22 protein-coding genes are annotated in these 25,768 nt (G+C 67.6%); 8 read left to right on the forward strand and 14 right to left on the reverse strand.

The window, feature by feature from the left end:
• The first annotated feature begins 135 nt into the window (after positions 1-135).
• Complete coding sequence (locus tag ACWFR3_RS36715) at positions 136-753, forward strand: GNAT family N-acetyltransferase (protein ID WP_383272419.1); 618 nt, start codon at positions 136-138, stop codon at positions 751-753.
• A gap of 96 nt (positions 754-849) precedes the next feature.
• Here ACWFR3_RS36715 and trxA read toward each other — a convergent pair whose 3' ends face one another.
• From trxA to ACWFR3_RS36750, 7 genes are all read right to left on the reverse strand, one after another.
• On the reverse strand, positions 850-1,182 hold the full coding sequence (gene trxA, locus ACWFR3_RS36720; RefSeq protein ID WP_135332065.1) for a thioredoxin: 333 nt from the start codon (positions 1,180-1,182) through the stop codon (positions 850-852).
• Between the two features lie 43 nt (positions 1,183-1,225).
• Positions 1,226-2,185 carry a thioredoxin-disulfide reductase gene (gene trxB, locus ACWFR3_RS36725; RefSeq protein ID WP_453739034.1) on the reverse strand — a complete coding sequence of 320 codons (960 nt, stop codon included), beginning with the start codon at positions 2,183-2,185 and terminating at the stop codon, positions 1,226-1,228.
• A gap of 182 nt (positions 2,186-2,367) precedes the next feature.
• Positions 2,368-3,360, reverse strand: coding sequence for a hypothetical protein (locus ACWFR3_RS36730; RefSeq protein ID WP_453739035.1), 993 nt, complete (start codon positions 3,358-3,360; stop codon positions 2,368-2,370).
• Positions 3,357-4,091, reverse strand: coding sequence for an RNA polymerase sigma factor SigM (sigM, locus tag ACWFR3_RS36735; protein WP_453739036.1), 735 nt, complete (start codon positions 4,089-4,091; stop codon positions 3,357-3,359). Before sigM ends, ACWFR3_RS36730 begins: the two co-directional genes overlap by 4 nt.
• 32 nt (positions 4,092-4,123) lie before the next feature.
• Positions 4,124-5,836 (reverse strand): protein kinase family protein, encoded by a 1,713-nt coding sequence (locus ACWFR3_RS36740; RefSeq protein WP_453739037.1) that lies wholly within the window; start codon positions 5,834-5,836, stop codon positions 4,124-4,126.
• Positions 5,837-5,954: 118 nt separating this feature from the next.
• On the reverse strand, positions 5,955-8,213 hold the full coding sequence (gene murJ, locus ACWFR3_RS36745) for a murein biosynthesis integral membrane protein MurJ (RefSeq protein ID WP_453739038.1): 2,259 nt from the start codon (positions 8,211-8,213) through the stop codon (positions 5,955-5,957).
• A 47-nt stretch (positions 8,214-8,260) separates the two neighbouring features.
• Positions 8,261-10,606, reverse strand: a complete 2,346-nt coding sequence (locus tag ACWFR3_RS36750) for a DUF6049 family protein (protein WP_453739048.1) — start codon at positions 10,604-10,606, stop codon at positions 8,261-8,263.
• A 192-nt stretch (positions 10,607-10,798) separates the two neighbouring features.
• On the opposite strand from ACWFR3_RS36750, the gene ACWFR3_RS36755 reads away from it, so the two are divergent.
• Complete coding sequence (locus tag ACWFR3_RS36755) at positions 10,799-12,241, forward strand: CCA tRNA nucleotidyltransferase (protein ID WP_453739039.1); 1,443 nt, start codon at positions 10,799-10,801, stop codon at positions 12,239-12,241.
• Between the two features lie 102 nt (positions 12,242-12,343).
• On the opposite strand, the gene ACWFR3_RS36760 is transcribed toward ACWFR3_RS36755, so the two are convergent.
• The 4 genes from ACWFR3_RS36760 to ACWFR3_RS36775 form a co-directional block, all read right to left on the reverse strand.
• The gene (locus tag ACWFR3_RS36760; RefSeq protein ID WP_453739040.1) at positions 12,344-12,820 is read right to left on the reverse strand and encodes an LppU/SCO3897 family protein; all 477 of its coding nucleotides are present in this window, start codon (positions 12,818-12,820) and stop codon (positions 12,344-12,346) included.
• Between the two features lie 113 nt (positions 12,821-12,933).
• Positions 12,934-14,190, reverse strand: a complete 1,257-nt coding sequence (locus ACWFR3_RS36765) for an MFS transporter (protein ID WP_453739041.1) — start codon at positions 14,188-14,190, stop codon at positions 12,934-12,936.
• 78 nt (positions 14,191-14,268) lie between these two features.
• On the reverse strand, positions 14,269-15,351 hold the full coding sequence (locus tag ACWFR3_RS36770; RefSeq protein ID WP_453739042.1) for an inositol-3-phosphate synthase: 1,083 nt from the start codon (positions 15,349-15,351) through the stop codon (positions 14,269-14,271).
• A 59-nt stretch (positions 15,352-15,410) separates the two neighbouring features.
• Entirely contained in the window at positions 15,411-16,097 is a 687-nt protein-coding gene (locus ACWFR3_RS36775; RefSeq protein ID WP_453739043.1) for a helix-turn-helix transcriptional regulator, read from the reverse strand.
• 373 nt (positions 16,098-16,470) lie between these two features.
• Between ACWFR3_RS36775 and ACWFR3_RS36780 the strand changes: the two genes are divergently transcribed.
• The gene (locus ACWFR3_RS36780) at positions 16,471-19,206 is read left to right on the forward strand and encodes a transglycosylase domain-containing protein (protein WP_453739044.1); all 2,736 of its coding nucleotides are present in this window, start codon (positions 16,471-16,473) and stop codon (positions 19,204-19,206) included.
• A 145-nt stretch (positions 19,207-19,351) separates the two neighbouring features.
• Entirely contained in the window at positions 19,352-20,899 is a 1,548-nt protein-coding gene (locus ACWFR3_RS36785) for a glycosyltransferase family 87 protein (RefSeq protein WP_453739045.1), read from the forward strand.
• Positions 20,900-20,997: 98 nt separating this feature from the next.
• Here ACWFR3_RS36785 and ACWFR3_RS36790 read toward each other — a convergent pair whose 3' ends face one another.
• The 3 genes from ACWFR3_RS36790 to ACWFR3_RS36800 all read right to left on the reverse strand — a co-directional run bounded on the left by ACWFR3_RS36790 (position 20,998) and on the right by ACWFR3_RS36800 (position 23,699).
• Positions 20,998-22,029, reverse strand: a complete 1,032-nt coding sequence (locus tag ACWFR3_RS36790; RefSeq protein WP_363210315.1) for an alanine racemase — start codon at positions 22,027-22,029, stop codon at positions 20,998-21,000.
• 90 nt (positions 22,030-22,119) lie between these two features.
• Positions 22,120-23,241 (reverse strand): lipid II:glycine glycyltransferase FemX, encoded by a 1,122-nt coding sequence (locus ACWFR3_RS36795; RefSeq protein ID WP_190082969.1) that lies wholly within the window; start codon positions 23,239-23,241, stop codon positions 22,120-22,122.
• Positions 23,242-23,387: 146 nt separating this feature from the next.
• Positions 23,388-23,699 (reverse strand): hypothetical protein, encoded by a 312-nt coding sequence (locus ACWFR3_RS36800; protein ID WP_453739046.1) that lies wholly within the window; start codon positions 23,697-23,699, stop codon positions 23,388-23,390.
• A gap of 276 nt (positions 23,700-23,975) precedes the next feature.
• On the opposite strand from ACWFR3_RS36800, the gene rpsF reads away from it, so the two are divergent.
• From rpsF to rplI, 4 genes are all read left to right on the forward strand, one after another.
• Positions 23,976-24,266 carry a 30S ribosomal protein S6 gene (rpsF, locus tag ACWFR3_RS36805; RefSeq protein WP_006604399.1) on the forward strand — a complete coding sequence of 97 codons (291 nt, stop codon included), beginning with the start codon at positions 23,976-23,978 and terminating at the stop codon, positions 24,264-24,266.
• Between the two features lie 80 nt (positions 24,267-24,346).
• Complete coding sequence (locus tag ACWFR3_RS36810; RefSeq protein WP_453739047.1) at positions 24,347-24,958, forward strand: single-stranded DNA-binding protein; 612 nt, start codon at positions 24,347-24,349, stop codon at positions 24,956-24,958.
• 57 nt (positions 24,959-25,015) lie between these two features.
• Positions 25,016-25,252, forward strand: coding sequence for a 30S ribosomal protein S18 (rpsR, locus tag ACWFR3_RS36815; RefSeq protein WP_003949403.1), 237 nt, complete (start codon positions 25,016-25,018; stop codon positions 25,250-25,252).
• A gap of 18 nt (positions 25,253-25,270) precedes the next feature.
• A complete protein-coding gene (gene rplI, locus ACWFR3_RS36820) occupies positions 25,271-25,717 on the forward strand; it encodes a 50S ribosomal protein L9 (protein WP_361385532.1) in 447 nt (148 codons plus the stop codon).
• Positions 25,718-25,768: the final 51 nt, after the last annotated feature.

Below are 25,768 nucleotides of genomic sequence, written 5' to 3' on the forward strand. Positions count from 1 at the left end.
GAGCCGCACCGGATTGATGACTGCGGGCCTTGGGCTGGGAGCGGTCGGCGGATTCGTCGGCAGCCTGCTGAAGGAACGGAGCGCTCTGACCGCCGCCCGAGACGCGGCGGGCGAAGGAAGTGAGGAACAGCCTTCATGGGGCGTCGGCTCGTACCGCTCACGCTGGACAACCTTCCGGACCTTCCCCAGCGTTGCCGGACGTGTGTCTTCTGGGAGCTGGATCCGGTCAGCGGCCAAGCCGCGGTAAAGGCCGGTACGCCGGAGCTCGAGAAAGAGGCGTGGATCTCCGCCGTCCTGCTCGAGTGGGGATCCTGCGGCCGAGTCGTCTACGTCGACGATGTTCCGGTCGGCTTCGTGCTGTACGCCCCGCCGGCGTACGTGCCCCGTGCCACCGCCTTCCCGACGAGCCCCGTATCGCCCGATGCCGTGCAGCTGATGACCGCTTGGATCATGCCGGGCTATCAGGGCCAGGGGATCGGTCGCGTCATCGTCCAGACGGTCGCGAAGGATCTGCTGCGGCGCGGGTTCAAGGCGATCGAGGCGTTCGGGGATGCCCGATGGGAGAAACCCGCCTGCGTGCTTCCGGCGGATCATCTGCTGGCGGTGGGGTTCAAGACCGTCCGCCCCCACCCCTCGTATCCACGGCTGAGGCTTGAGCTGCGCACGACGCTCTCCTGGAAGGAGGACGTCGAGATGGCGCTCGACCGACTGCTCGGGGCGGTGCAGAAGGAGCCCGTGCTCCGACCGCTCTGACTCGCCTTCCCCTGTCATGCGAATGGGCCAGCCCCGGAGGGCTGGCCCATTCGTGTTTCACGTGAAACAACGCGCCGCTTGTCGCGGCGCCGCTCATTACTCGGCGATGAAGTCCGCGAGATCGCGCTCAAGGGCGGCCTTCGGCTTGGCGCCGACGATCGTCTTGGCCACCTCGCCGCCCTGGTACACGTTCAGGGTCGGGATGGACATGACGCCGTACTTGGCCGCGATGCCCGGGTTCTCGTCGATGTTGAGCTTTACGATCTCGATCTTGTCGCCGTGCTCGGCCGCGATCGCCTCGAGGGACGGCGCGATCTGGCGGCACGGGCCGCACCAGGCAGCCCAGAAGTCCACCAGGACGGGCTTGTCGTTCTTCAGGACGTCTTCCTCGAAGGAGGCGTCGGTCACGTTCTTCAGAGTGCCGGCCACGGCGGGCTCCTTAACTCGGTGTTGCGGTGGGGAGGATGGGATGTCAGACGGTCGCTGCGGCCGTCTCGCTGTCCACGAGGGCAGCGAGGAACCGCTCGGAGTCGAGGGCGGCGGAGCAACCGGTGCCGGCCGCCGTGATCGCCTGGCGGTACGTGTGGTCGACGACGTCACCGGCGCCGAAGACGCCGGGCACGTTCGTCCGGGTCGAAGGCGCGTCGACCTTCAGGTAGCCCTCGTCGTCCAACGTGAGCTGGCCCTTGAAAAGCTCCGTGCGCGGGTCGTGGCCGATCGCGATGAACAGACCGGTGACGGGCAGCTCGGAGGACTCGCCCGTCTTCAGGTTGCGCAGCGTCAGTCCGGAGAGCTTCTGCTCGCCCTTGATCTCGGCGACCTCGCTGTCCCAGATGAAGCTGATCTTCGGGTCGGCCAGCGCGCGCTCCTGCATCGCCTTGGAGGCTCGCAGGCTGTCGCGGCGATGCACGATCGTCACGGACTTGGCGAAGCGCGAGAGGAAGGTCGCTTCCTCCATCGCGGTGTCTCCGCCGCCGATCACGGCGATGTCCTGGTCCTTGAAGAAGAAGCCGTCGCAGGTCGCGCACCAGGAGACGCCGCGGCCGGAGAGCGCGTCCTCGTTCGGCAGGCCGAGCTTGCGGTGCTGGGAGCCCGTCGTCACGATCACGGTCTTTGCGCGGTGCACGGTGCCCGCCGTGTCCGTCACGGTCTTGATCTCTCCGGTGAGGTCCACGGAGACCACATCGTCCGGCACCAGCTCGGCGCCGAAGCGCTCGGCCTGCGCCCGCATGTTGTCCATGAGGTCGGGGCCCATGACGCCGTCCTGGAAGCCGGGGAAGTTCTCCACCTCGGTGGTGTTCATCAGCGCACCGCCTGCGGTGACGGCGCCCTCGAACACCAGGGGCTTCAGCGACGCTCGCGCGGTGTAGAGCGCCGCCGTGTAGCCGGCGGGCCCGGAGCCGATGATGATCACGTTACGGACGTCGGTCACGGCTTGATTCCTCGTCTCTGGAGACTGCTGCGTACTGCTGGTGGGTGCCTGTATCAGGTCTCTCACCCCACCCAACGGATCCTACGGGGCATGCATTCCCGACGTGTCAGAGCGCACGGAAGCATGCCGGAGACGTCAGGATGCCACGCCGGGTCGAGTCTTCCGCCGCAGCGGTGAGAGGGTCAGGGCCGCGCGTAGGAGTTGGTCAGCAGCACCTTGCCCGCAGCCGTGGCGGACGACGCCTTGTCCACGCACGTCGCGTCGATGACGTACGCGGAGACCTTCGAGCTGTCGGAGTCATGGGACGCCACGACGAGGTAGGCGTCCTTGCCCTTGAAGGTGCCCTCCTCGGCGGCGAGCGGAATCCTGTTGCCGAGGCCGAGCTGGATGCAGTCCGGGACGGCGACCGTGGCCTCGCGCTTCGGCACGGTCTTGTCCTTCGGGGACTCCGGGCTGGACCGCACATCGAAGGACGGCTTGTCGCTGCCGACGTCGGGTCCGACGGTGGGCGACTTGGCGAGCAGGTCGGTCACCTGCCCCTTGAGCTTGCCTTCGGAGAAGGCATGCGCGGAGTCCCGGCGGCCCGATGCCGTTTCGCTCGTGCCACCCGAGTCGCCGCCCACGTTCTGTATCAACAGGGAACCGAGACCGATGGCAGCAGCCGTGAGAACGGCGCCGAGTACTACGTTGCGCCGACGGCCGCTCCGGAACCGGCCTCCACGCCGGGGCCCGGTGGCGGCGCGAGAGTGTCCTGCGGGCCGGTCCATGGGCGGGGAGGCGGAAACGCGAGATGGCTCGGACGGCCCCGAGGAATCACGGGGTTCACCGGAGGCGGGCGATGTTTCACGTGAAACACGCGCGGCGACCGCAGGCTCAAGCATCGGATCCGGATCGACCGACCCGACGGAGCCGGGTGCGATGGAGTCCAGGAGTGCTTCCGCCGCCAGTGCCGCGTCGATGCGTCCGGCGACCTCGGCCGGCATCCGCGGCGGCCCCGGCAGCGTGCCGAGCATCCCGCGGATCTCTTCCAGGGAGTCGTAGACATCGGCGCAGAGGATGCAGTCGTCCAGGTGGCGTCGTACATCGACGGTCCGGGACGGGGGGAGCAGTCCCTCGGTGAGGTCGGAGATCTCAGCGACTTCTGGGTGCCCGGCCGAGTCGGTCGTGGTTGTCACGCTCGCCCACCTCCGCCCTTCACAGCAGCTGAATCGCTTGGTCCCGCATCCCGTGGTTCCGCTGCAGGTGGGACGGATGTCCCCTGCGTCCGGTTCCTTCCCGGGCCCGACTTCTTGTCGTCGTTGTCGTCGCCGCTGTCTCCACGCCGCGTACGCGTCTCCGTGCGCAGGTGAGTGAGCAGCGGCAGCAGTCTTGCTCTGCCGCGGGCGCAGCGGCTCTTCACGGTGCCGGTGGGCACCTCGAGCACCTGGGCCGCCTCGGCCACCGGGTAGCCCTGCATGTCCACCAGGACGAGGGCGGCGCGCTGGTCGTGCGGCAGGGTTCCCAGCGCCTCGACGAGCTCGCGGTGCAGATCGCCCCGCTCGACGGGGGCCGCCGCTGACTCGTGCGGTTCGAGCAGCTGCTCCAGCCGTTCGGTGTCGTCGATCGGAGAGGTCTTCCGGGACGAGGCCTTGCGCGCCCGGTCGAGGCAGGCGTTCACGGTGATCCGATGCAGCCACGTCGTGACGGCCGACTGGCCGCGGAAGGTGTGTGCGGCGCGATAGGCGGAGACCAGGGCGTCCTGGACCGCGTCAGCGGCCTCCTCGCGGTCGCCCAGCGTGCGCAGGGCCACGGCCCACAGACGATCGCGATGGCGCCGGACGAGCTCGCCGAAGGCGTCCTTGTCTCCGGCCACATGCGCGGCCAGGAGGTCCTGATCGCTCATCTCGCCGTGCGTGGTGTCGTCCACCGTCGAACCCCCTCCCCCGGTGAGCCTCGGCCTCAGCCCGTGAACTTCACATCCGTGATGGCTTGCTTGTACCCAGCACCGCTGTACTGATCCCGGGGCGAGCTCGGAACATGGGTGATCCAGACGAGCACGTACCGCGTCGCGACAGGCTTCTTTGCCTTGAACTTCGCATCCTTGCCCTGAGTCGTGACGGTCCCGATCTTCTTCATCGAGCTCGGGGGCGTCGACGAGGACATCGAGTTCGCGGCGTACAGCTCGATCGTCGTGCGGTCACCGAGGTAGCGGAGACCGATCGACGCCGTCGACACGTCCTGCTTCTTGCCGAGGTCGTAGACGATTCCGACGCCGGGCTTGTACGGAGCCAGCTTGGGACCCTCTATGAAGCTCTTGGACCGCCAGTACGTCGATTCATCGCCGTCGTACGTGTTGGGGACACCCGGAAGATCCTGCGGCCCGCCCTCAAGGACGTACTCCTGGCCATCCGCGATCTTGATGGGGTGCACAGTCTTCGGCTTGCTCTTGTCGCCCTCGTCGGAGGTGTCCGAGCTGCCGGGGTCATCGGAATTGTTCCGGTCCATCAGCGCGTCCGCCAGCTGCCAGCTGCCAAGACCAAGGGCCGCGATCAAAAGCGCGGACACGGCCCACTTGAGGGCCTTTCCGGTACGCGTCTGCAGCGGGGGCGGCGGGGCCGGAATCGTTTGGGTGGCGCCCGGAGGACGAGGCGTGGTCCGGCCGTACGTGCCCTGCTGATAGGTCGTGCGCTGGTACTCGGGCGGTGCGGTGAACACGGGCTCGGGCGGGCGGATGCGCGGCATCTCGCCGATCGCCTTCACCAGCTCTTCCGGCGTCGTGCACGGCGGCTCCTGGCGGGAGGCGGTCGCACCGTCGTTCACGAGCGCGCGCATGGCGAGCTCCGAGAGGCCCCTGTGCACGCCTGCGCGCACCTGGTCGGGTGCGATGAGGCCGACGCCCTTGGGCAGCCCGGAGAGGCCGTACGCGTCATCCTCGTACGGCCAGCGTTGGGTCAGCGAGGCGTACAGCAGTGCGCCGACCGCTTCGGTGTCCGTGCGCTGCGGAGTGTCCGAGCTGATGCCGCGGAGCGCCGCGTTCACGGCGAGGCCACGGATGCGGTACTGGCCGGAGGACGTCCGCAGCACCGCGCTCGGGGTCAGTCGCAGGTGGGCGAGTCCTTCACGGTGGGCGGCAGCCATGGCCTGCGCGACCTGGCTGACGAGCTGGTACGCGTCGTGCGCCTCAAGAGGGCCCGCAGCGAGCAGCGCGGTGAGTTCCGTGGCATCGGGCAGCCACTCGTGCACCACGTAGACGAGGTCGTTCTCCTCGACCGCGTCCAGGACGTGCACGAAGCGGGGGTCGCCTAGCAGCGCCGACGAGCGGGCCGCGGCGAGCACCGATCGTGCCCGTGGATGGTCGGCGGGCAGCAGATGCACGCCGACAGCGCGGCGGAGCTTCTCGTCCACTGCACGCCAGCTGCTGAAACCGTCCAGACGGGTGACGCACTCTTCGAGTCGGTAGCGTCTGGCGAGCTTGTGGCCGCTGTGCAGCTCGGGGGGTGATGCCGCCCCCGGGCCAGTGGGCTCACCGGTTTCTGCCGTGCCTTCTTCTACCGTTTCCCGCTCCCGGGTCTGGGCCACCCCGTCGGCCGTGGCCTCGTCCGCCTTCGCGGTCAGCGGCTCATCGCCGCTGTTGTCTGCCACGTCGACGGCAGCCGTACTCCGTTCCGCCACCGTCGTTCCTGCCTCCCCATCCATCGCGCTTCGTCAGACGCCAAAGCCAATTGTGCCCACAGTCCGGCGCTATGCACGACACGCAGTAGCCGGTGATGGTTGTGCGAACTCCCCGATCTCATCGTCCGAGACGGCCGCGGACCATCCCGACCATGGAATTCAGCTCCGCAATCCGCATCTTTCGGGCGGCAATGAAGAACACGCCCCCGAGGACGACTCCGCCGACCACCAACGCGATGAGGGAACCACCGGCACCGTCGCCCAGAGTCTTGAGGATCCCGTAGCCGACGGCTCCGGAGATGAGGGCCGCCGGGATCGATGCGCCGATGAGCCTCGTGTACGTACGTGCCACCTGTGCGCCGTCCAGATCGCCGCCCAGCCGCTTGCGCAGCCGACGCCAGGCAACGCCTACACCCACGGTGTAGGCGAGGCCGTAGGACGCCGCCATGCCGACGACGGCCCACCGGGCGGGAAGGACGAAGAAGCAGACCGCGGATGCCGCGGCGTTGACGGCCGCGACGATGACCGTGTTGTAGAACGGCGTGCGCGTGTCCTCGTAGGCGTAGAAGCCCCTGAGAACGACGTACTGGACCGAGTACGGGATGAGGCCGAGGCCGAAGGCCATCAGGGTGTAGCCGATGTTCAGTGCGCCCGAGCCGGAACTGGCGTAGAGCAGGGTCGCCATCGGAACGCCCAGGGCGATGAAGGCGAAGGCACACGGCACGATCGCCACGGCCGAGGTGCGCAGGCCGTAGGAGATGTCGTCCCGGACCGCGGCGGGGTCTCCGTCGTTGGCGGAGCGGGAGATACGGGGCAGCACCGCGGTCATCACCGAGACCGTGATGATCGCCTGCGGCATCTGCCACAGCAGCAGCGCGTAGTTGTACGCGGTGATGCCGGTGCCGGGGTGACCCAGCTTCTCGGCGGTCGCACCCGCGCTGGTGGCCAGCTGGGTGACGACGACCATGCCGAGCTGGTTGGCGAGGACGAAGAAGAGGGTCCACTTGGCGAGCCGGGCGGCCTTGCCGAGGCCGTGGCCGCGCCAGTCGAATCGGAGCCGGAGCTTGAATCCCGCTTCGCGCAGGTACGGCAGCATCGCCAGGGCCTGCACGGCGAGGCCGAGCAAGGTGCCGATCCCCAGCAGGCGGGCGCCCTCGGGAGTGATGGTGGTGGCGTTGATGCCCGTGTCGTTGAAGCTGCCGAATGCCCAGATGAACGCCGCGAAGGTGGTGATGACCACGATGTTGTTGAGGACCGGCGTCCACATCATCGCGCCGAAGCGGCCGCGTGCGTTGAGGACCTGCCCGAGCACGATGTGCACGCCCATGAAGAACATCGTCGGGATGCAGAACCGCGCGAAGGTGACCGTGACGTCCAACTTGACGGGGTCATTGGCGATTGTCGGCGACATCATGCGTACGAGCAGCGGCGCGGCCACCACACAGACGACGGTGACGCCCGCGAGCAGGACCATGATGAGCGTAAGGAGACGGTTGGCGTAGCCCTCGCCCCCGTCGTCGTCGTTCTTCATGGCGCGCACGAGCTGCGGGATGAAGACCGCGTTCAGGGCGCCACCGCCGACGAGGACGTAGATCATCGTCGGAAGGACGTTGGCGACCTGGTACGAGTCGTTGAGGGTGCCGACGCCGATCGCGGCGGCCATGACCAGGGTGCGCGCGAAGCCGGTGAGCCTGGACACCAACGTGCCCGCGGCCATCACCGCGCTCGACTTCAGCAGGCTCGCCGCACGTCCGCCACCGCCCGACTTGGGCGGGGCCGGGGCGGGAGCCGGGGGAGCTGCCGGGGCCGGGACCATCGGGGGCTCGGAGGACTGGTAGCCGCCCTGCTGGGGATAGCCACCCTGCTGCTGGTAGCCGTTGCCCTGGGGGTAGCCGTCCTGCTGGTAGGCACCCTGTTGCTGGTAGCCGCTGGGCTGCTGGTCGCGGAAGAGGTGGGCGAAGGCGTCCGGCTCGTGGCGCTCCTCGCCGGAATGGGTGACCAGGTCGTCGACGCCCACGAACTGCGTCGTACGGGCGTCGTCGCCGTACGGGAGATGCCGGGTCGGGCCTTCGGGTTCGGGGGCCGGGGTCTGGGCCCACACGCGGGGGTCCGGGGCGTGCTGCGGGGAGGGCGGCTGAGCGTAGAGCGGCTGGGGGTCCTGGTAGTAGCCGGGCGGCGGCGGGGGGTGCGCGGCGCGGTCGTACAGCGCCTCGGTCACCGGATCCTGCGCGGTGAGGTCCTGTGCCCGGTAGGGATCCTGGTCGTAGGCGTCCTGGAGATACAGGTCCGGGGCAGGCTGCGGTGGCACCTGCTCGCCCTCAGGAGGGCCGGCATCGCCCGCCCCCTGGCCACGGTCACCGTCGTACGGCGCGTTCATGGATTACCCCACCTCATCGTCCCCGGGCCCACCGGCCACGACATCGCTCAACGGTCCACTCTCTCACCCGTGTCCGATGGGTCGGCGCTTTCCGGAGCGGTGTCCGGTGTCGGGTCACTCGGCTGCTCGGGGTCGTCCTCCCCCGTCTCCGTGCCGGACTCGCCCTCGGGGCCGTCCTCCGGGTCTTCCTCGGCCTGCTGACGGGCTGCCCGCTTGCGCTGGGTGTACATCCGGAATCCCGCGAGCACGAGGAGCAGCACGCCGCCCGCGATGACGAGCATCACGGTGAGGGTGATCTCCGTGACCTTCACGTCGAAGCGGACTTTGTCGCCGTACGGCTGGCCGTCCTGCGTATAGAGCTGGGCGTAGACCTCGACCGGGCCGTTGGCATTGGCCGTGGTGGTGAACTTCACCGACTGCGCGTGTCCGCCCGAGACCTTGACCGGCTGCTCGTAGTAGGCCTTGTCGCCGATCTTCAGTCGCGTGGGGTTCGTCGACGTCAGGCGCAGAACCAAGTGGTCGACACCTTGGACCAGGTTGTTCTGCACCGTCACGGGGATCGTCGCGCTGCGCCCGGAGAGCTTCGCGTCGGACTTCGAGATCAGCGCCACCTGGTCGACGAGCGTGCTCAGGTACTTCTCCACGCTCCGGCGGAATGTCTGGGCCTCACCGGCCCGGCCACGCCAGGACGTCGACATCTCGCGGTCTATGGCCCGCCCGAAGGGCGTGATCACTCGGTCGGGCTCGCTGAGGATCGTCTGGAAGCGGTTGAGCTTGTTCTGGGTTTCCTGGATGGACTCGAAGGCGTCCTTCGGCAGCTCCTGCTTGCGCAGCGACGCCGGGTACGACCTGGCCGAAGGTACCTGGGTCGAGGCTGCCGAGTCCGGCTTCGCCTTCGCCGCCGCGGACAGGCCCTGCGGCTCCGACCAGCGTTCCTCGGAGAGAGCGGTGAGCGCCTTCGCCATCGTCTGGGCCTGGCTGGCGGACGGCATGCGCTGCGGGGCGACGACGATGCTGCGCTGCTTGTCCGGGCTCTGCAGCGTGACCATCAGGCTCTGGGCGAGGAACTTCTGCGCGGCGAGCGTGGAGCTCTCGGCCCCCGTCATGTCGCCCTGGAAGGCCGTGGAGAGGCGGGCGTCGGCCACCACCGCCGTCGTGCCGCCGCCGATGGGCCGGGCGGCGTTGGGCGTGTACGGCAGCCCGCTGGACTCGCGCAGGCTGTCGCTCCGGGCGATCACCGTATGAGCGCCGGCAGAGGTGGAGACATCGACGATCGACGGATCGAGGGCGCCGTCCACGGGCCACGCGAAGTCCGACTGCGGCTTGACGTGGAGGATGACCTCCACGGCCTTCGCCCCCACATCGGTGGCGTCCTTGAGCTGGCCCAGCGATCCGGTGACGGCCCTGCCGTTGTGGGCGAGCGAGGCGAGGTCGGGATCGGCGAAGGGCAGCGCGACGACCTTCTTGTCCTTCACCGTCTGCTCGAGCTTGTTGAGCCACGCCTTGGCGACCGCCTGGTGCTTGCCCGGGGTGGTGCTCTTGCCGTCGGCGGTCTGCACCCGGTAGTTCCGCGTCATGTGGTCGACCGAGGCCAGCAGGTCGGGGTCGATGACCCAGGTGACGTCGAGCTCGCTGCCCTTGGACAGCATCTGCTCGAGGCGACCGCCGGGAGCGAGCTCCTTGGCCAGGTCGTCGTCCGTGAAGACGGGTGTCTGCTGTTCGTCCGAGCCGGTCTCCGCCGTGAGGTGCGACGTGGAGATGAGCGGCCACAGGAAGGTTGTCTTGGTCTTCGTGTCGGCGGCGTCCGGCTGCCACGGCAGGAAGGTCCGCTCGAAGCCGAGCACCTGGGACCACGGCTGGACGGAGGTCCGGCCCGTCAGCGAGACACCGAGCTGGTAGACGCCGTCGGCGCCGAGGTCCAGGGCCTTGACCGGGACGGAGATGCTGAAGTCCTGCGGGACGCCGGGGGCGAGCTTGGAGAACTTCTTGACGTATTTGCCGCCGACCTCCGTGCCGTCCGCTCCCGGCTGGTAGCCGGTGCGCTTGGCGGCGGAGTCGATCGCGCTGCGTCCGTTGAGGACCGGCCCCAGGCGCAGCCCGACCTCGGCTCCCGTCACCGTCTGCTTGCCGTCGTTGGTGACCTTGCCGCGGACAGTGACCGTGTCCCCGTCCGACGGGGCGGCGGGTGTGAGCGAGTCGAGCGAGACGTCCACGGTTCTCGAACCGGTGGCCTTCGCCGCCGCGCCCGGTACCGCGGCGTGCGCGGTCGGCTCCGCCGACAGCTGCAGCATTCCGGTCAGCAATGGGGCCGCAGCCAGCACCGCCGCCGTACGCCGCAGCCACCGGCGGGCAGGTGAGGGACTGGTCCCCGGGAAGTCTGCCGCCTCGGCCACGCGTTGCCCGTCCTCGTTGTCGTCAGTGGTCGTCGGTTGTGCGTCCACGCATGGTAACGAGGTGCGCTGTGGCGAAGTGCCGCGGACTGCTCCACATGATCGGAAGACCTGGCCGGGGAGGGGCGCGCGGCCCCGGCGGCCCGCCGAAAACCGGGCGGCCGGTGGTGTCCGGGGCACGTACCCTTTTCTGTTGTGCCGAACGCCAATGAAGAAAATCCCAGCGCACTGAGCCAGGTGCAGCGCCGAGCGGTCAGCGAACTGCTGCGTGTGTCCCCTGTCGCGGACGACCTCGCCCGCCGTTTCCAGGAGGCCGGGTTCTCCCTCGCCCTGGTCGGCGGATCGGTCAGAGACGCGCTCCTTGGCCGGCTCGGCAATGACCTGGACTTCACGACCGACGCCCGCCCCGAGGACGTACTGAAGATCGTCAGGCCGTGGGCGGACTCGGTGTGGGAGGTCGGGATCGCCTTCGGCACGGTCGGGAGCCAGAAGGATGGCTACCAGATCGAGGTCACCACGTACCGGTCCGAGGCGTACGACAGGACCTCGCGCAAGCCCGAGGTGTCGTACGGCGACTCCATCGAGGAAGATCTCGTGCGCCGTGACTTCACCGTCAACGCGATGGCCGTCGCGCTACCCGAGAAGGACTTCATCGACCCGCACGGCGGTCTTGAGGACCTGGCAGAGCGTGTCCTGCGCACCCCGGGCACTCCCGAGGAATCCTTCTCCGATGATCCGCTGCGGATGATGCGGGCCGCGCGGTTCGCCGCGCAGCTGGACTTCGAGGTGGCTCCGGACGTCGTCGCCGCGATGAAGGCGATGGCCGAGCGCATCGACATCGTCTCCGCGGAGCGCGTCCGTGACGAACTGAACAAGCTGTTCCTCTCGCCGAACCCGGCGAAGGGACTTGCTCTACTTGTCGACACGGGCCTCGCCGACCATGTGCTGCCCGAGCTTCCGGCGCTGCGTCTGGAGAGTGACGAGCACCACCGTCACAAGGACGTCTACGAGCACTCGCTGATCGTCCTTGAGCAGGCGATGGCCCTGGAGGAGGACGGCCCGGACCTGACGCTGCGGATCGCGGCGCTGCTTCACGACATCGGGAAGCCGCGGACGCGGCGCTTCGAGGACGACGGCCGGGTCTCCTTCCACCACCACGAGGTGGTGGGCGCCAAGATGACCAAGAAGCGCATGACGGAGCTCAAGTACTCGAACGAGCTCGTGAAGGACGTCTCACGTCTGGTGGAGCTGCACCTGCGCTTCCACGGCTACGGGACGGGCGAGTGGACGGACTCGGCCGTACGCCGCTACGTACGCGACGCCGGCCCTCTCCTCGGCAGGCTGCACAAGCTGACCCGGTCCGACTGCACGACGCGCAACAAGCGCAAGGCAAATGCGCTGTCGCGTGCGTACGACGGTCTTGAGGAGCGCATTGCGCGGCTTCAGGAGCAGGAGGAGCTCGACTCGATCCGTCCCGATCTGGACGGCAACGAGATCATGGAGGTCCTGGACGTGCGGCCGGGTCCGGTGATCGGCCAGGCGTACAAGTTCCTGCTGGAGCTGCGGCTGGAGAACGGGCCGATGGAGCGGGACGCGGCGATCGCGGCGCTCAAGGAGTGGTGGGCCGCGCAGGAGTGAGGTGGGGATCGATGCGATGTTTCACGTGAAACATCGCATCGGATCCGGACATGCGAAGGGGGCACTGTTTCACGTGAAACAGTGCCCCCTTCGCGTATGCCGTTACTTGTTCTTCAGGCAGAGCACCACGTCGTGGCCGCCACCGGTCTGGTAGTAGGAGACCTCGGTCCCCTTGACCGTGTCGCACTTGCTCACGCTGCTCGTGTCGTCGAACTTCTCGATGACCTCGAACTCGGCGTCGCTCGAGGAGCAGTCGGTGTTCTTCAGGTCCGGCTGCGACTGCGTGCCCTTGTTGTGCAGGCAGTCACCGACGGCGGTGGTCTCGGCGTCGCTCTTGCCCAAGTACCACTTGCCGACTGCGATCAGGATGCCGACGAGTATGACGCCGCCGATCCGCAGAACCAGCTTGTTGACGCGTCGACCGCCGCTCGGAGCAGCCGGAGGCGGAACCGGGGCGCCCTGGTTGTACGGCGGGTAGGGCTGCTGCGGAACGCCGGGCTGGCCGGGCTGGGCCGGCTGGCCGGGGGGCGGCTGCATGCCCTGGCCGTACGGATTCTGGCCCTGGGGCGGTGTGGTCACTTGGGGGTCCCCCTAGAACGAAAGCGCGATGGCGCGGATACGACGTCCGTAAGTTATAGGGAGGCAGTGACATCTCTGAAGTTCAGAGGGGCTCTGTGTCACTGATGTGACACTTACTGCGCGTCAAACCTGGCCATAGCGGCAGCAATTGCTGCGTAGATAACGGCCACCGTGACCACCAGAGGAACGGACCGCCCATCAGGCGGCAGCATCAGTGCGGCTACTGCTGCCGCGCCGACGAACGCGACGTTGAATAGGACGTCGTAGACCGAGAAGATCCGGCCACGGAAGCTGTCGTCCACCGCCGACTGCACCACTGTGTCGGTGGCGATCTTCGCGCCCTGGGTCGTCAGGCCCAGCAGGAACGCCGCGATCAGCAGCGGGACAGGTGTGAAGGGAAGAGCGAGCGCCGGTTCCAGGATCGCCGCGGCGCCCGCGCAGGTGATGATCCAGCCGCCGGCCGTCAGTCGGCTCACGGCCCAGGGAGTCACCACGGCCGCCACGAAGAAGCCCGCCCCTGAGACCCCCACGGCCAGCCCAAGAAGGGCGAGGCCGTCGGACTCCGATGACGACCAGGCGTACCGGCAGAGCATCAGGACCATGACCGTCAGGGCGCCGTAGCAGAACCGCATCAGCGTCATCGCGAGGAGCGCGTGAGCGGCCGGGCGCCGCTGCGACAGATGCCGCACCCCGGCCATCAGGTCCCGCGCCGTCCCGGCAAGCGCCGCTCCGAGCCGGGGCCTCATCAGCTCGGGGTCCGGGCCGAGGAGCTCACGCGCCATCCGCAGCGAGGCGAGTGCCGCGCAGAGATACAGGGCGGCCCCGAGCATGACCACGGCCGCGTCCGAGTCGGAGCCCACCAGGCGCACGGCGAACGCGAGACCACCGCCCACGGTGGCGGCCAGCGTCCCCGCGGTCGGCGAGAGGGAGTTGGCCATCACCAGGCGCTCGGCATCGACCACCCGCGGCAGCGCCGCCGAAAGCCCGGCGAGAACGAAACGGTTCACGGCCGTGACGCAGAGCGCGGAGGCGTAGAAGAGCCAGTCGGGCACGCCGCTCAGCATCAGCACCGCGGTCACCGAAGCAAGTGCGGTCCGCAGCAGATTGCCGTACAGAAAAACCTGACGACGTGGCCAGCGGTCGAGGAGCACGCCGGCGAAGGGGCCGATCAGGGAGTAAGGAAGGAGCAGTACCGCCATCGCGGAGGCGATCGCGGCCGGCGAGGTCTGCTTCTCCGGGGAGAAGACGACGTACGTGGCGAGGGCCACCTGATAAACGCCGTCCGCACCCTGGGAGATCAGCCGGACGGCGAGCAGGCGCCGGAAATCCCGCAGACGCAGCAATACGCGCAGGTCACCGACGACAGCCATGGGGCACAGCCTTACATGTGAGAAGGGCCCCCAGGTAGATCACCCGGGGGCCCTCAACAACGTTTCGAGCGGCGAGCCTTAGCGCTCGACCTCGCCCTTGATGAACTTCTCGACGTTCTCGTAGGCCTCGTCGTCGAAGTACTGGACCGGCGGCGACTTCATGAAGTACGAGGACGCGGAGAGGATCGGGCCGCCGATGCCGCGGTCCTTGGCGATCTTCGCGGCGCGCAGGGCGTCGATGATGACACCGGCCGAGTTCGGGGAGTCCCAGACCTCGAGCTTGTACTCGAGGTTCAGCGGGACGTCACCGAAGGCGCGGCCCTCGAGGCGGACGTACGCCCACTTGCGGTCGTCGAGCCACGCGACGTAGTCCGACGGGCCGATGTGGACGTTGTTCTCGCCCAGCTCGCGGTCGCGGATCTGCGAGGTGACGGCCTGCGTCTTCGAGATCTTCTTGGACTCGAGGCGGTCGCGCTCCAACATGTTCTTGAAGTCCATGTTGCCGCCGACGTTGAGCTGCATCGTGCGCTCGAGACGGACACCGCGGTCCTCGAACAGCTTCGCCATCACGCGGTGCGTGATGGTGGCGCCGACCTGCGACTTGATGTCGTCGCCGACGATCGGGACGCCCGCCTCGGTGAACTTGTCGGCCCACTCCTTGGTGCCGGCGATGAAGACCGGAAGGGCGTTGACGAAGGCGACCTTGGCGTCGATGGCGCACTGCGCGTAGAACTTCGCGGCGTCCTCGGAACCGACCGGCAGGTAGCAGACGAGGACGTCGACCTGCTTGTCCTTGAGGATCTGGACGACGTCGACGGGAGCCTCGGCGGACTCCTCGATGGTCTGGCGGTAGTACTTGCCCAGGCCGTCGAGGGTGTGACCACGCTGGACGGTGACGCCCTTGTTCGGGACGTCGCAGATCTTGATGGTGTTGTTCTCGCTGGCGCCGATGGCGTCCGTGAGGTCGAGACCGACCTTCTTGGCGTCGACGTCAAAGGCGGCGACGAACTCGACGTCGCCGACGTGGTACTCGCCGAACTGGACGTGCATCAGGCCCGGGACCTTGGCGTCCGGGTCTGCGTCCTTGTAGTACTCGACGCCCTGGACCAGCGAGGCGGCGCAGTTGCCCACGCCGACGATGGCTACGCGAACCGAACCCATTCCGGTTGCTCCCTGTGTGATTCGTGTATTCCGGATGAGACCCCGCGGACCGCGGGGCCTCACTTGGCGGTGTCATCGGACGGATCCGGCGGCGGGTTCTCGTCCCGCCGCCGGGGCAGGCCGCCCGACTCCCCAGATGTGCTGTCGTGCTGAGCGGAGCTGTCCGGGGCGGACCGTTGCTGGTCCCGCCCCGCTCGCTCGCTCTCGATGAGCTCGTTCAGCCAGCGCACTTCGCGCTCCACGGACTCCATTCCGTGCCGCTGCAGCTCAAGCGTGTAATCGTCCAGGCGCTCCCGGGTACGGGCCAGGGAGGCGCGCATCTTCTCCAGACGCTCTTCGAGGCGGCTGCGACGCCCCTCGAGGACCCGCATGCGTACGTCCCGCGAGGTCTGCCCGAAGAAGGCGAAGCGGGCGGCGAAGTGTTCGTCCTCGTACGCGTCGGGGCCGGTCTGTGAGAGCAGCTCCTCGAAGTGCTCCTTACCTTCCGCGGTCAGCCGGTAGACGATCTTGGCGCGGCGCCCGGTGAGGGGAGCCGCGAGGGCCTCCTCGGGGGTGCCGCTCGATTCCTCGATCAACCAGCCGTTGGCGACCAGCGTCTTGAGGCAGGGGTAGAGCGTCCCGTAGCTGAAGGCGCGGAACACTCCCAGCGAGGTATTGAGTCGTTTACGCAACTCATAGCCGTGCATCGGGGACTCGCGCAGCAGGCCGAGCACGGCGAACTCGAGGATGCCGGAGCGTCTGCTCATCTTCGCCTCCCGTCTGCCAGCGTCTGTCGACACGGTCTTTATGCCGAGCTGATGTATCGACTCGATACATCGAGACGATAGAACGGCCTCCTTGCTGAGACAAGGGGGGAAACGGTGAACGGCGTCACATCACCGATTCGTAGGAAGTAACTTGCCTGATTTGGGGTGAACTTCTGCCCTAAGAGGGTTTTGACGGTGCGTAGTCTGTGCGCCATGCAGACCGCCGGGAACCAAGTGGCACCTGAGGGCGTCGTTGTCCCTGGTGTAGTGCGGGTGAGTGCCAGGACGGCCTCATCCGTACTTCGGGGGGACCGGAAACCAGCCGCCGTTTCCAGGCGCGGATACCTGCGCCTGCCCGAGGAGTAATCGTTCGATGAGCGAGCACCGTCGCAAACCGCCGCAGCCGCAGGGCGGCGGACGCGCCGCGGCCAGACGCGGTACCCCAGGCGCGTCGTCGGGCCGTCGCGCGGCACCGCGTGGCGCCACTGGATCGCCCACTTCCTCTACCGGCTCGCACGGATCAGGGGCCCCCGATGACGGGGACCGGTCCTACGGCGGCCGTGCCGAGGCCCGTCGTGCCGCGCAGCGCAGCGGTTCCGTAGGTTCCGGCGGCCGCCGCAGAGCGGCCGATGGGGCCGGTGCCGGGCGCGGAGGCGCCGGCGGCGGTCGGCGCGGTGGCGGTGGCCCGAACGGGCCGGGCCGCGGCCGGGGCCGTGGTGGCCATGAGCCCCGCAAGAAGCGGTTCATCGACTACCCGCGTGCGGAAAAGGACGGCCTGCGGCGCTGGGTACCCTCCTGGCGCCTGGTCACCGGCCTGTTCGTCGGGCTCGTCGGCAGCCTGATGGCGGTCACGGGAATCGCGTACGCCTTGGTGGGCGTGCCGAAGGTCGACGATGCGGCCACGGCGCAGAACAACGTCTACTACTGGGCCGACGGAAAGCAGATGGTCGCGACCGGTGGTGAGACGAACCGCCAGATCATCGACTACGAAGACATTCCCAAGGAGATGCGGACCGCCGTCATCTCGGCCGAGAACAAGACGTTCGAGGACGACAAGGGCGTCGACCCCATGGGCATCACGCGTGCCCTGGTCAACATGGCCAAGGGCGGCGAGACCCAGGGTGGCTCGACCATCACCCAGCAGTACGTGAAGAACGCGCGCCTGGGCGACCAGTCGCAGACGTTCACGCGTAAGTTCAAAGAGCTCTTCATCTCCATAAAGGTCGGCCGGCAGGTCTCCAAGGAAGAGATCATGGCGGGGTATCTCAACACCGCCTACTACGGCCGTGGGGCGTACGGCATCCAGGCCGCAGCCCGCGCCTACTTCGGTGTGGACGCCAAGGAACTGGACCCCAGCCAGAGCGCGCTCCTTGCGACGGTGCTCAAGGGCGCCACGTACTACGACCCCGCGGGTTCGCCCGAGGTCGACCCCGCGGCCTCACGCGACGCCAATACCGCCAGGGCCACCAAGCGCTGGAGGTGGATCCTCGACGAAGAAGTCAAGGACGGCCACCTGACCGCCGAGAGGCGGGCCAAGTACAAGGATTTCCCGGATCTGGAGAACCCTCGCTCCAACGCTCAGCTGGGCGGGCAGGTCGGCTATCTGGTCGACCTGGCCAAGGCGTATGTGATCAACAACAGCGATGGCCAGATCACGGCCAACGACCTTCAGCAGGGCGGCTACGAGATCCACACGACCTTCGACAGGACGAAGGTCGAGAAGCTCGAGAAGTCCGTGAACAAGGTCCGCAAGGCGAACCTCAACACCAAGCTGCGGCCGAAAAAGGACACCCACGTCCAGTTCGGTGGCGCGTCCGTGAATCCCAAGGATGGCGCGATCGAGGCCATCTACGGCGGTGAGGACGCGACCAAGCACTTCACCAACAACGCGGACCAGACCGGTGCGCAGGTCGGCTCGACGTTCAAGCCCTTCGTGCTTGCGGCGGCATTCAAGGATGGAACGCGCGATCCGGACGGGTTGGCCGACCAGGGCGAGGGCGAGCGCACCATCGTCAACCCCAAGAGTCTTTACAGCGGCGAGAACAAGCTAAAGATCAAGAACTACGACGGCAGTATCTGGAGGGACAAGAACGGCAAGGAGTGGAACCAGACCAACGACGGTGGTGCGGACTACAACCCGCCGACCTACCAGATTGATCTGCGCGAGGCGATGCGGGAGTCGGTCAACTCTGCCTATGTGCAGCTCGGCATGGATGTCGGTCTGGACAAGGTGAAGGAGGCGGCCATCCTCTCCGGTATCAAGGAGAAGAGCCTGGCCAGCTCCAATTACCCGTCCTTCTCGCTCGGTACGTCCTCTCCGAGCGCGATCCGGATGGCTGGTTCCTACTCCACCTTCGCGGCGAGAGGCAAGCAGAACGAGCCATATTCGGTGAAGGAAGTCGAGCACAAGGGCAACACCGTCTTCGAGCACGAGTCGCAGCCCAAGCGTGCCTTCGACGAGACGGTCGCCGACAACGTCACCGACGTGCTCCGGACCGTCGTCGACAAGGGCACAGGCACTTCGGCGAAGCTCAGCGGCCGACAGGTCGCGGGCAAGACCGGTACGACCGACGGCAACAAGTCGGCCTGGTTCGTCGGGTACACCCCGCAGCTGTCGACCGCGATCAGCATGTACCGGCTCGACGACAACGAGGGGAGCAAGAAGCGTGAGTTCCTCGAGATGTACGGCACGGGTGGCCAGAAGAAGATCCACGGTGCGTCGTTCCCCGCGGAGATCTGGCAGGACTACATGGAGCAGGCGCTGAAGAATGTGCCTGTGAAGAACTTCCCGGTCCCGGCTCCGATCGGCATGGTCGTCGGTGAGACTCCGCCGCCGTCTCCGACCCCGACCCCGTCGAAGACCGAGGAGCCGGAGAAGTCACCCACACCGTCTCCCTCGGACACCGGGCCTTCTCCGACTCCCTCCGGAAGCCCCGATCCCACTGAGTCCTGTTCAGACTGGGACTGGCAGTGCGAGAACGACGGCGGTGCCACGGAAGGCGGGGACACCGACGGCAGTACAGGCGGGGAGTCGCCACCGACCACTCCTGATCCGCCGGGCCAAAACGGTGGAGACGACGGAGGCTTCATCCGCGGATCGTCAGGCTGACCGAGGTTCCCCGTGCGGGTGTTTCACGTGAAACGTACGGTTTCACGTGAAACATGCGCCGGGGAGCGCCGATGAAGGCTGAGGAGGGCCGCCACACCGCACCGGTGTGGCGGCCCTCTCCGTGTTCTCAGGTGCGTACGGCAGGATGTGCGGCATGCCCAGTGCAGAGACGACGCGCACGAGCGTGCACAAGACCACTAGTGCACAACAGCCGGAGCCCGTACGGCCGACCAAGGAGGATGAGGTCGCCGCGGCCGGCAGCGAGCTGATCGGCGGACCCATCGGCCGCAGAGTGCTGTACGCGGCGACATGGTGGACCCCCGTACGCGTCATCGCGCTCATTGCCATCGGAATGTTCGCGCTCGGCATGGTGCAGAAGCTGCCGTGTTACGACGGCGCCTGGTTCCAGGGCGCGAGCTCGCAGTACACGCACGCCTGCTACTCGGACATCCCGCACCTCTACCAGGGGCGTGGCTTCGCCGACGGGCTCGTGCCCTACTTCGACAAGCTGCCGGGTGACATGGAGTACCTCGAGTACCCGGTGCTCACCGGTGTGTTCATGGAAGTGGCCTCCTGGCTGACACCGGGCAGCGGCAGCATCCAGCACCAGGAGAAGTTCTACTGGATGGTCAACGCGGGCATGCTGATGGCCTGCACGGCGGTCATCGCTGTCTGTGTCGCCCGCACTCACCGGCGCCGCCCCTGGGACGGCCTGATGGTCGCCCTGGCGCCCGCCTTCGCGTTGACCGCCACCATCAACTGGGATCTGTTCGCCGTCGCTCTCACGGCCGCCGCGATGCTGATGTGGGCCCGCAGAGGGGCGCTCTCCGCGGGGGTCCTGCTCGGCCTGGCCACCGCCGCCAAGCTCTATCCGGCGCTGCTCCTGGGGCCGCTGCTCATCCTGTGCTGGCGGGCGGGACGCTGGCGGGCCTTCTTCATGACCGCCGGGGCCGCGGTGGGCGCCTGGCTCGTGGTGAACCTGCCCGTCATGATCACGCACGACTCGACGGGCTTCCACATCCGAGAGGGCTGGGCGAAGTTCTATACGTTCAGCCAGGAGCGGGGCGTCGACTTCGGCTCGATCTGGCTGATCCTCTCCCAGCGCATGGACGACCCGCTGTCCACGGACACGGTCAACACTCTGGCGACGGCGATGATGCTCCTGGCCTGCCTCGGAGTCGGCGCGCTGGGTCTGACCGCGCCGCGCCGCCCGCGCTTCGCGCAGCTCGCTTTCCTGGTGGTCGCCGCGTTCATCCTCACCAACAAGGTCTACTCGCCGCAGTACGTACTGTGGCTCATCCCCCTCGCCGCGCTGGCCCGTCCGCGCTGGCGTGACTTCCTGATCTGGCAGGCGTGCGAGGTGGCGTACTTCCTGGGGATCTGGCTGTACCTCGCGTACACGACGAGCGGAGACGCCCACAAGGGCCTGCCGACCGAGGGATATCAGCTCGCCATCGCGGTCCACCTGCTGGGGACGCTGTACCTGTGCGTCATGGTCGTACGCGACATCCTGATGCCGGAGAGAGACCCGGTACGGCGGTCCGGCGACGACGACCCCTCAGGGGGCGTCCTGGACGGCGCACCGGACGTCTTCGTCCTCGGGCAGGCGGCTCATCCGCCGCGGCACGCGGTGCACTCCACCGAAGGGGCGCCGGTGCGCTGGGGAGCGGCGCCGACGGACGTTTCACCCTGAGCGAACAGGCTGGCGCAGAGGCGGCCGGGAAAGACCGAAGGGCCGGGATCGACGGTTGTCGCTCCCGGCCCTTCGGCCTGTGCTCGGTCCGGCTGCGATCAGCGGTCGACGATGCGGTCGAACTGGGTGGTGGTGTGCCGCAGATGGGCCACCAGCTCCTCGCCCACCTTCGGCTCGGGCGCGTCCGAGGGCACGAAGAGGATGGACACCTGCATGTGCGGCGGCTCGGCGAACCAGCGCTGCTTGCCGCCCCATACGAACGGCGACAGGTTGCGGTTGACCGTCGCGAGGCCCGCGCGGGCCACGCCCTTCGCGCGCGGCACCATGCCGTGCAGCGCCTTCGGGGCCTCCAGGCCGACACCGTGCGACGTGCCGCCCGCGACGACGACCAGCCAGCCGTCGGAGGCGACCTTCTGCTGGCGGTAGCCGAAGCGGTCGCCCTTGGTCACCTGTGTGACGTCCAGGACGGCGCCGCGGTACTGGGTGGCCTCGTGGTCACCCAGCCACAGATGCGTACCGATGCGCGCGCGGAAGCGCGTCTGGGGGAACTGCTGCTGCAGGCGGGCGAGTTCGTTGGCCTTGAGGTGGCTGACGAACATCGTGTGCAGGGGAAGGCGGGCGGCACGCAGCCGGTCCATCCAGCCGATGACCTCCTCGACGGCGTCCGAGCCGTCGGTGCGGTCCAGCGGCAGGTGGATCGCGAAGCCCTCGAGCCGTACGTCCTCGATGGCCGCGTGCAGCTGTGAGAGCTCCTGCTCGCTCACGCCGTGCCGCTTCATCGAGGACATGACCTCGATGACGACGCGGGCGCCCACGAGGCCGTGTACGCCGTCCAGGGACGACACGGAGCGGATGACGCGGTCGGGCAGCGGCACCGGCTCCTCGCCCCGCCGGAACGGGGTCAGGACCAGCAGATCACCGCTGAACCAGTCCTTGATCCGGGCGGCTTCGTACGTGGTGCCGACGGCGAGGACGTCGGAGCCGAAGCGGGTCGCTTCCTCCGCGAGGCGCTCATGGCCGAAGCCGTAGCCGTTGCCCTTGCAGACCGGGACGATTCCCGGGAACTGCTCCAGCACGTGCTTGTGGTGTGCCCGCCAGCGCGCGGTGTCGACATAGAGCGTGAGCGCCATGGCCGGATCCCGGAACCTTTCTCGTGGCTGCGGTGTATCAGAGGTATGAAGACTATTTGTGGCTCAGTGAATTGTGCCGGGTCGGCGAGGTCAGCGGCGCGACATGTAGATGTCGAGCGCCTTGTGGAGCAGCTTGTTGAGCGGGAAGTCCCACTCACCGATGTACTCGACAGCCTCTCCACCCGTGCCCACCTTGAACTGAATCAGTCCGAACAGGTGGTCCGTCTCGTCCAGAGAGTCGGAGATGCCCCGCAAGTCATAGACGGTGGCGCCGAGCGCGTAGGCGTCGCGGAGCATCCGCCACTGCATCGCGTTCGAGGGCCTGACCTCACGGCCGATGTTGTCCGACGCGCCGTAGGAGTACCAGACGTGCCCGCCGACGACGAGCATCGTCGCCGCGGACAGGTTCACGCCGTTGTGCCGCGCGAAGTACAGCCGCATGCGGTTGGGGTCCTCGGAGTTGAGGGCCCGCCACATCTGCTGGAAGTAGCCCAGCGGCCGCGGCCGGAACTTGTCGCGGATCGCGGTGATCTCGTAGAGGCGCTGCCACTCGGCGAGGTCCTCGTAACCGCCCTGGACGACCTCGACGCCGGCCTTCTCGGCCTTCTTGATGTTGCGTCGCCACAGCTGGTTGAAGCCCTTGAGGACCTCGTCCAGGGAGCGATTGGCCAGCGGCACCTGGAAGACGTAACGCGGCTGTACGTCACCGAAGCCGGCGCCGCCGTCCTCGCCCTGCTGCCAGCCCATCTTCCGCAGCCGGTCGGAGACTTCGAAGGCACGCGGCTCGATGTGCGAGGCCTCCACGTCCCGCAGGCGCTTCACCTCGGGGTTCTGGATGCCCGACTTGATCGCGGGAGCGTCCCAGCGCCGGATGACGACCGGCGGGCCCATCTTCACGGAGAAAGCGCCCTGCCGCTTCAGATGCGCGAGCATCGGCTGCAGCCAGTCGTCCAGGTTCGGTGCGTACCAATTGATGACCGGGCCCTCGGGCAGGTAGGCCAGGTATCGCTTCACCTTGGGCAGTTGCCGGTAGAGCACCAGGCCCGCGCCGACGAGTTCGCCGGTCCGGTCGTCGAACCAGCCCAGGTTCTCCGAACGCCATTCACTCTTCACATCCGCCCATGCCGGGACCTGGCAATGACTTGCCGACGGCAGGCTCTGGATATACGCCAGATGCTGCTCGCGACTGATGGTCCTCAGGGTCAGACTCATTCGGGGCGCTCCTCGGGCTGGTGTGTCCCCATGGGTACAGGGGCTCCGGCTCTCGCGCCGAAGCCTACTGTGCCCCGAGAGCGCCCCGTCTGGGCGTACGGGACCTACGCCCCCGGCCTATGCCCGGCGGGGGCGTCGAGGGGTGGCTACCAGAGCCCGCCGAAGAGTCCGCCGTGGGCCATGCCCAGGAAGAATCCGACTGCCGAGGCGCCCAGGCCGAGGATCAGACCGAAGCGCTCGCGAGTCGTCTCGGAAATGACATGTCCCCAAACGCCCGTGGCGATCCCCGCCAGACCGGCCCATGAGCTGAGCAGGTGGAGGTTGTGGAACATCGCCGTGACGAAGGCGACCACGCCCAGGACCAGGGTCACGCCGAGCAGCGCGTCCTGCATGGGATGGCCCTTGCCGTCCGTGGCGAAGAGGGAACCAGCGGTGTTCGGTCGCAATGTCTGTGCCATAAGGCACCTCCTGCGTAAGGCGGCGCATCGTAGCGCCATGCACACCCGATGTGTACAGATTCTCCCCGCCGGCCGCCGGATTTCAACCGGAAGCCCGGGTGCGGGTACTGTGTACCGTCTGCACCGGTGTCTGCCCAGGCCATGGCAGGGACTCCCGATCGGCCTACTGATCGAGAAGCCCGATTGTCAGTGGCTGCCGATACCGTTGCGTACGCATCACGACCCTCCTGCCACGGAACGACCGTGGCCGCTGAGTCCAAAGGAGGTGGGTTCCACATGCGTCACTACGAAGTGATGGTCATCCTCGACCCCGATCTCGAGGAGCGCGCTGTCTCCCCGTTGATCGAGAACTTCCTTTCCGTCGTCCGTGAGGGCAACGGAAAGGTCGAGAAGGTCGACACCTGGGGCCGTCGTCGTCTCTCGTACGAGATCAAGAAGAAGCCCGAGGGCATCTACTCGGTCATCGACCTGCAGGCCGAGCCTGCGGTCGTCAAGGAGCTCGACCGCCAGATGAACCTGAACGAGTCGGTCCTCCGGACCAAGGTCCTCCGTCCCGAGACCCACTGAGCTTCCTAGCTCAGCGGTACTCGGGATCCGAGTAGCAGCAGCAAAAGCAGCCAGCAGCAAACCCGCCGAGAGGTTCCCCCATGGCAGGCGAGACCGTCATCACGGTAGTCGGCAATCTTGTCGACGACCCCGAGCTGCGCTTCACCCCGTCCGGTGCGGCGGTCGCGAAGTTCCGTGTCGCGTCCACTCCCCGCACCTTCGACCGTCAGACCAATGAGTGGAAGGACGGCGAGAGCCTCTTCCTCACCTGCTCGGTCTGGCGTCAGGCGGCGGAGAACGTCGCGGAGTCGCTTCAGCGAGGCATGCGCGTCGTCGTGCAGGGCCGGTTGAAGCAGCGGTCCTACGAGGACCGTGAGGGCATCAAGCGCACGGTCTACGAGCTGGACGTCGAGGAAGTCGGCGCCAGCCTGAAGAACGCCACGGCCAAGGTCACCAAGACCACCGGTCGAGGCGGCCAGGGCGGCGGATTCGGCGGCGGCGGTGGCGGCCAGCAGCAGGGCGGCGGCAACTGGGGCGGCGGCTCCGGTGGCGGTCAGCAGCAGGGTGGCGGCGGTGCTCCCGCCGACGACCCCTGGGCGACCGGTGCGCCGGCCAGCGGCGGCCAGCAGCAGGGCGGCGGCGGTGGCTGGGGCGGAAGCTCCGGCGGCTCCGGCGGCTCTGGCGGCGGCTACTCGGACGAGCCCCCCTTCTAGGCCTCAGGGCCAAGGGTGGGCCGTTCCCACACTTCTTGATCAAACAGGAGAGAACACATGGCGAAGCCGCCTGTGCGCAAGCCTAAGAAGAAGGTCTGCGCATTCTGCAAGGACAAGGTCACGTACGTGGACTACAAGGACACGAACATGCTGCGGAAGTTCATTTCCGACCGCGGCAAGATCCGTGCCCGCCGCGTGACCGGCAACTGCACGCAGCACCAGCGTGACGTCGCCACGGCCGTGAAGAACAGCCGTGAGATGGCGCTGCTGCCCTACACGTCCACCGCGCGATAAGGGAAGGGTGACCGACTAATGAAGATCATCCTCACCCACGAGGTCTCCGGCCTCGGCGCCGCCGGCGAGGTCGTAGACGTCAAGGACGGCTACGCCCGTAACTACCTGATCCCGCGGAACTTTGCGATCCGCTGGACCAAGGGTGGCGAGAAGGACGTCGAGCAGATCCGTCGTGCTCGCAAGATCCACGAGATCGCGACCATCGAGCAGGCCAACGAGGTCAAGGCCAAGCTCGAGGGCGTCAAGGTCCGTCTGGCCGTCCGCTCCGGCGACGCCGGTCGTCTCTTCGGTTCCGTCACCCCGGCTGACGTCGCTTCGGCGATCGAGGCCGCTGGTGGTCCGAAGATCGACAAGCGTCGTGTCGAGCTCGGCGCGCCGATCAAGACGCTGGGCGCCCACGCGACGTCCGTGCGTCTGCACCCCGAGGTTGCCGCTCAGGTCAACATCGAGGTCGTCTCCGCCTAAGCACTGCGCTTGGCAGAGCTGAAGCAACCGTTGGGCCGCACCCTCTGGGTG

The organism is Streptomyces sp. NPDC055189, assembly GCF_053606765.1.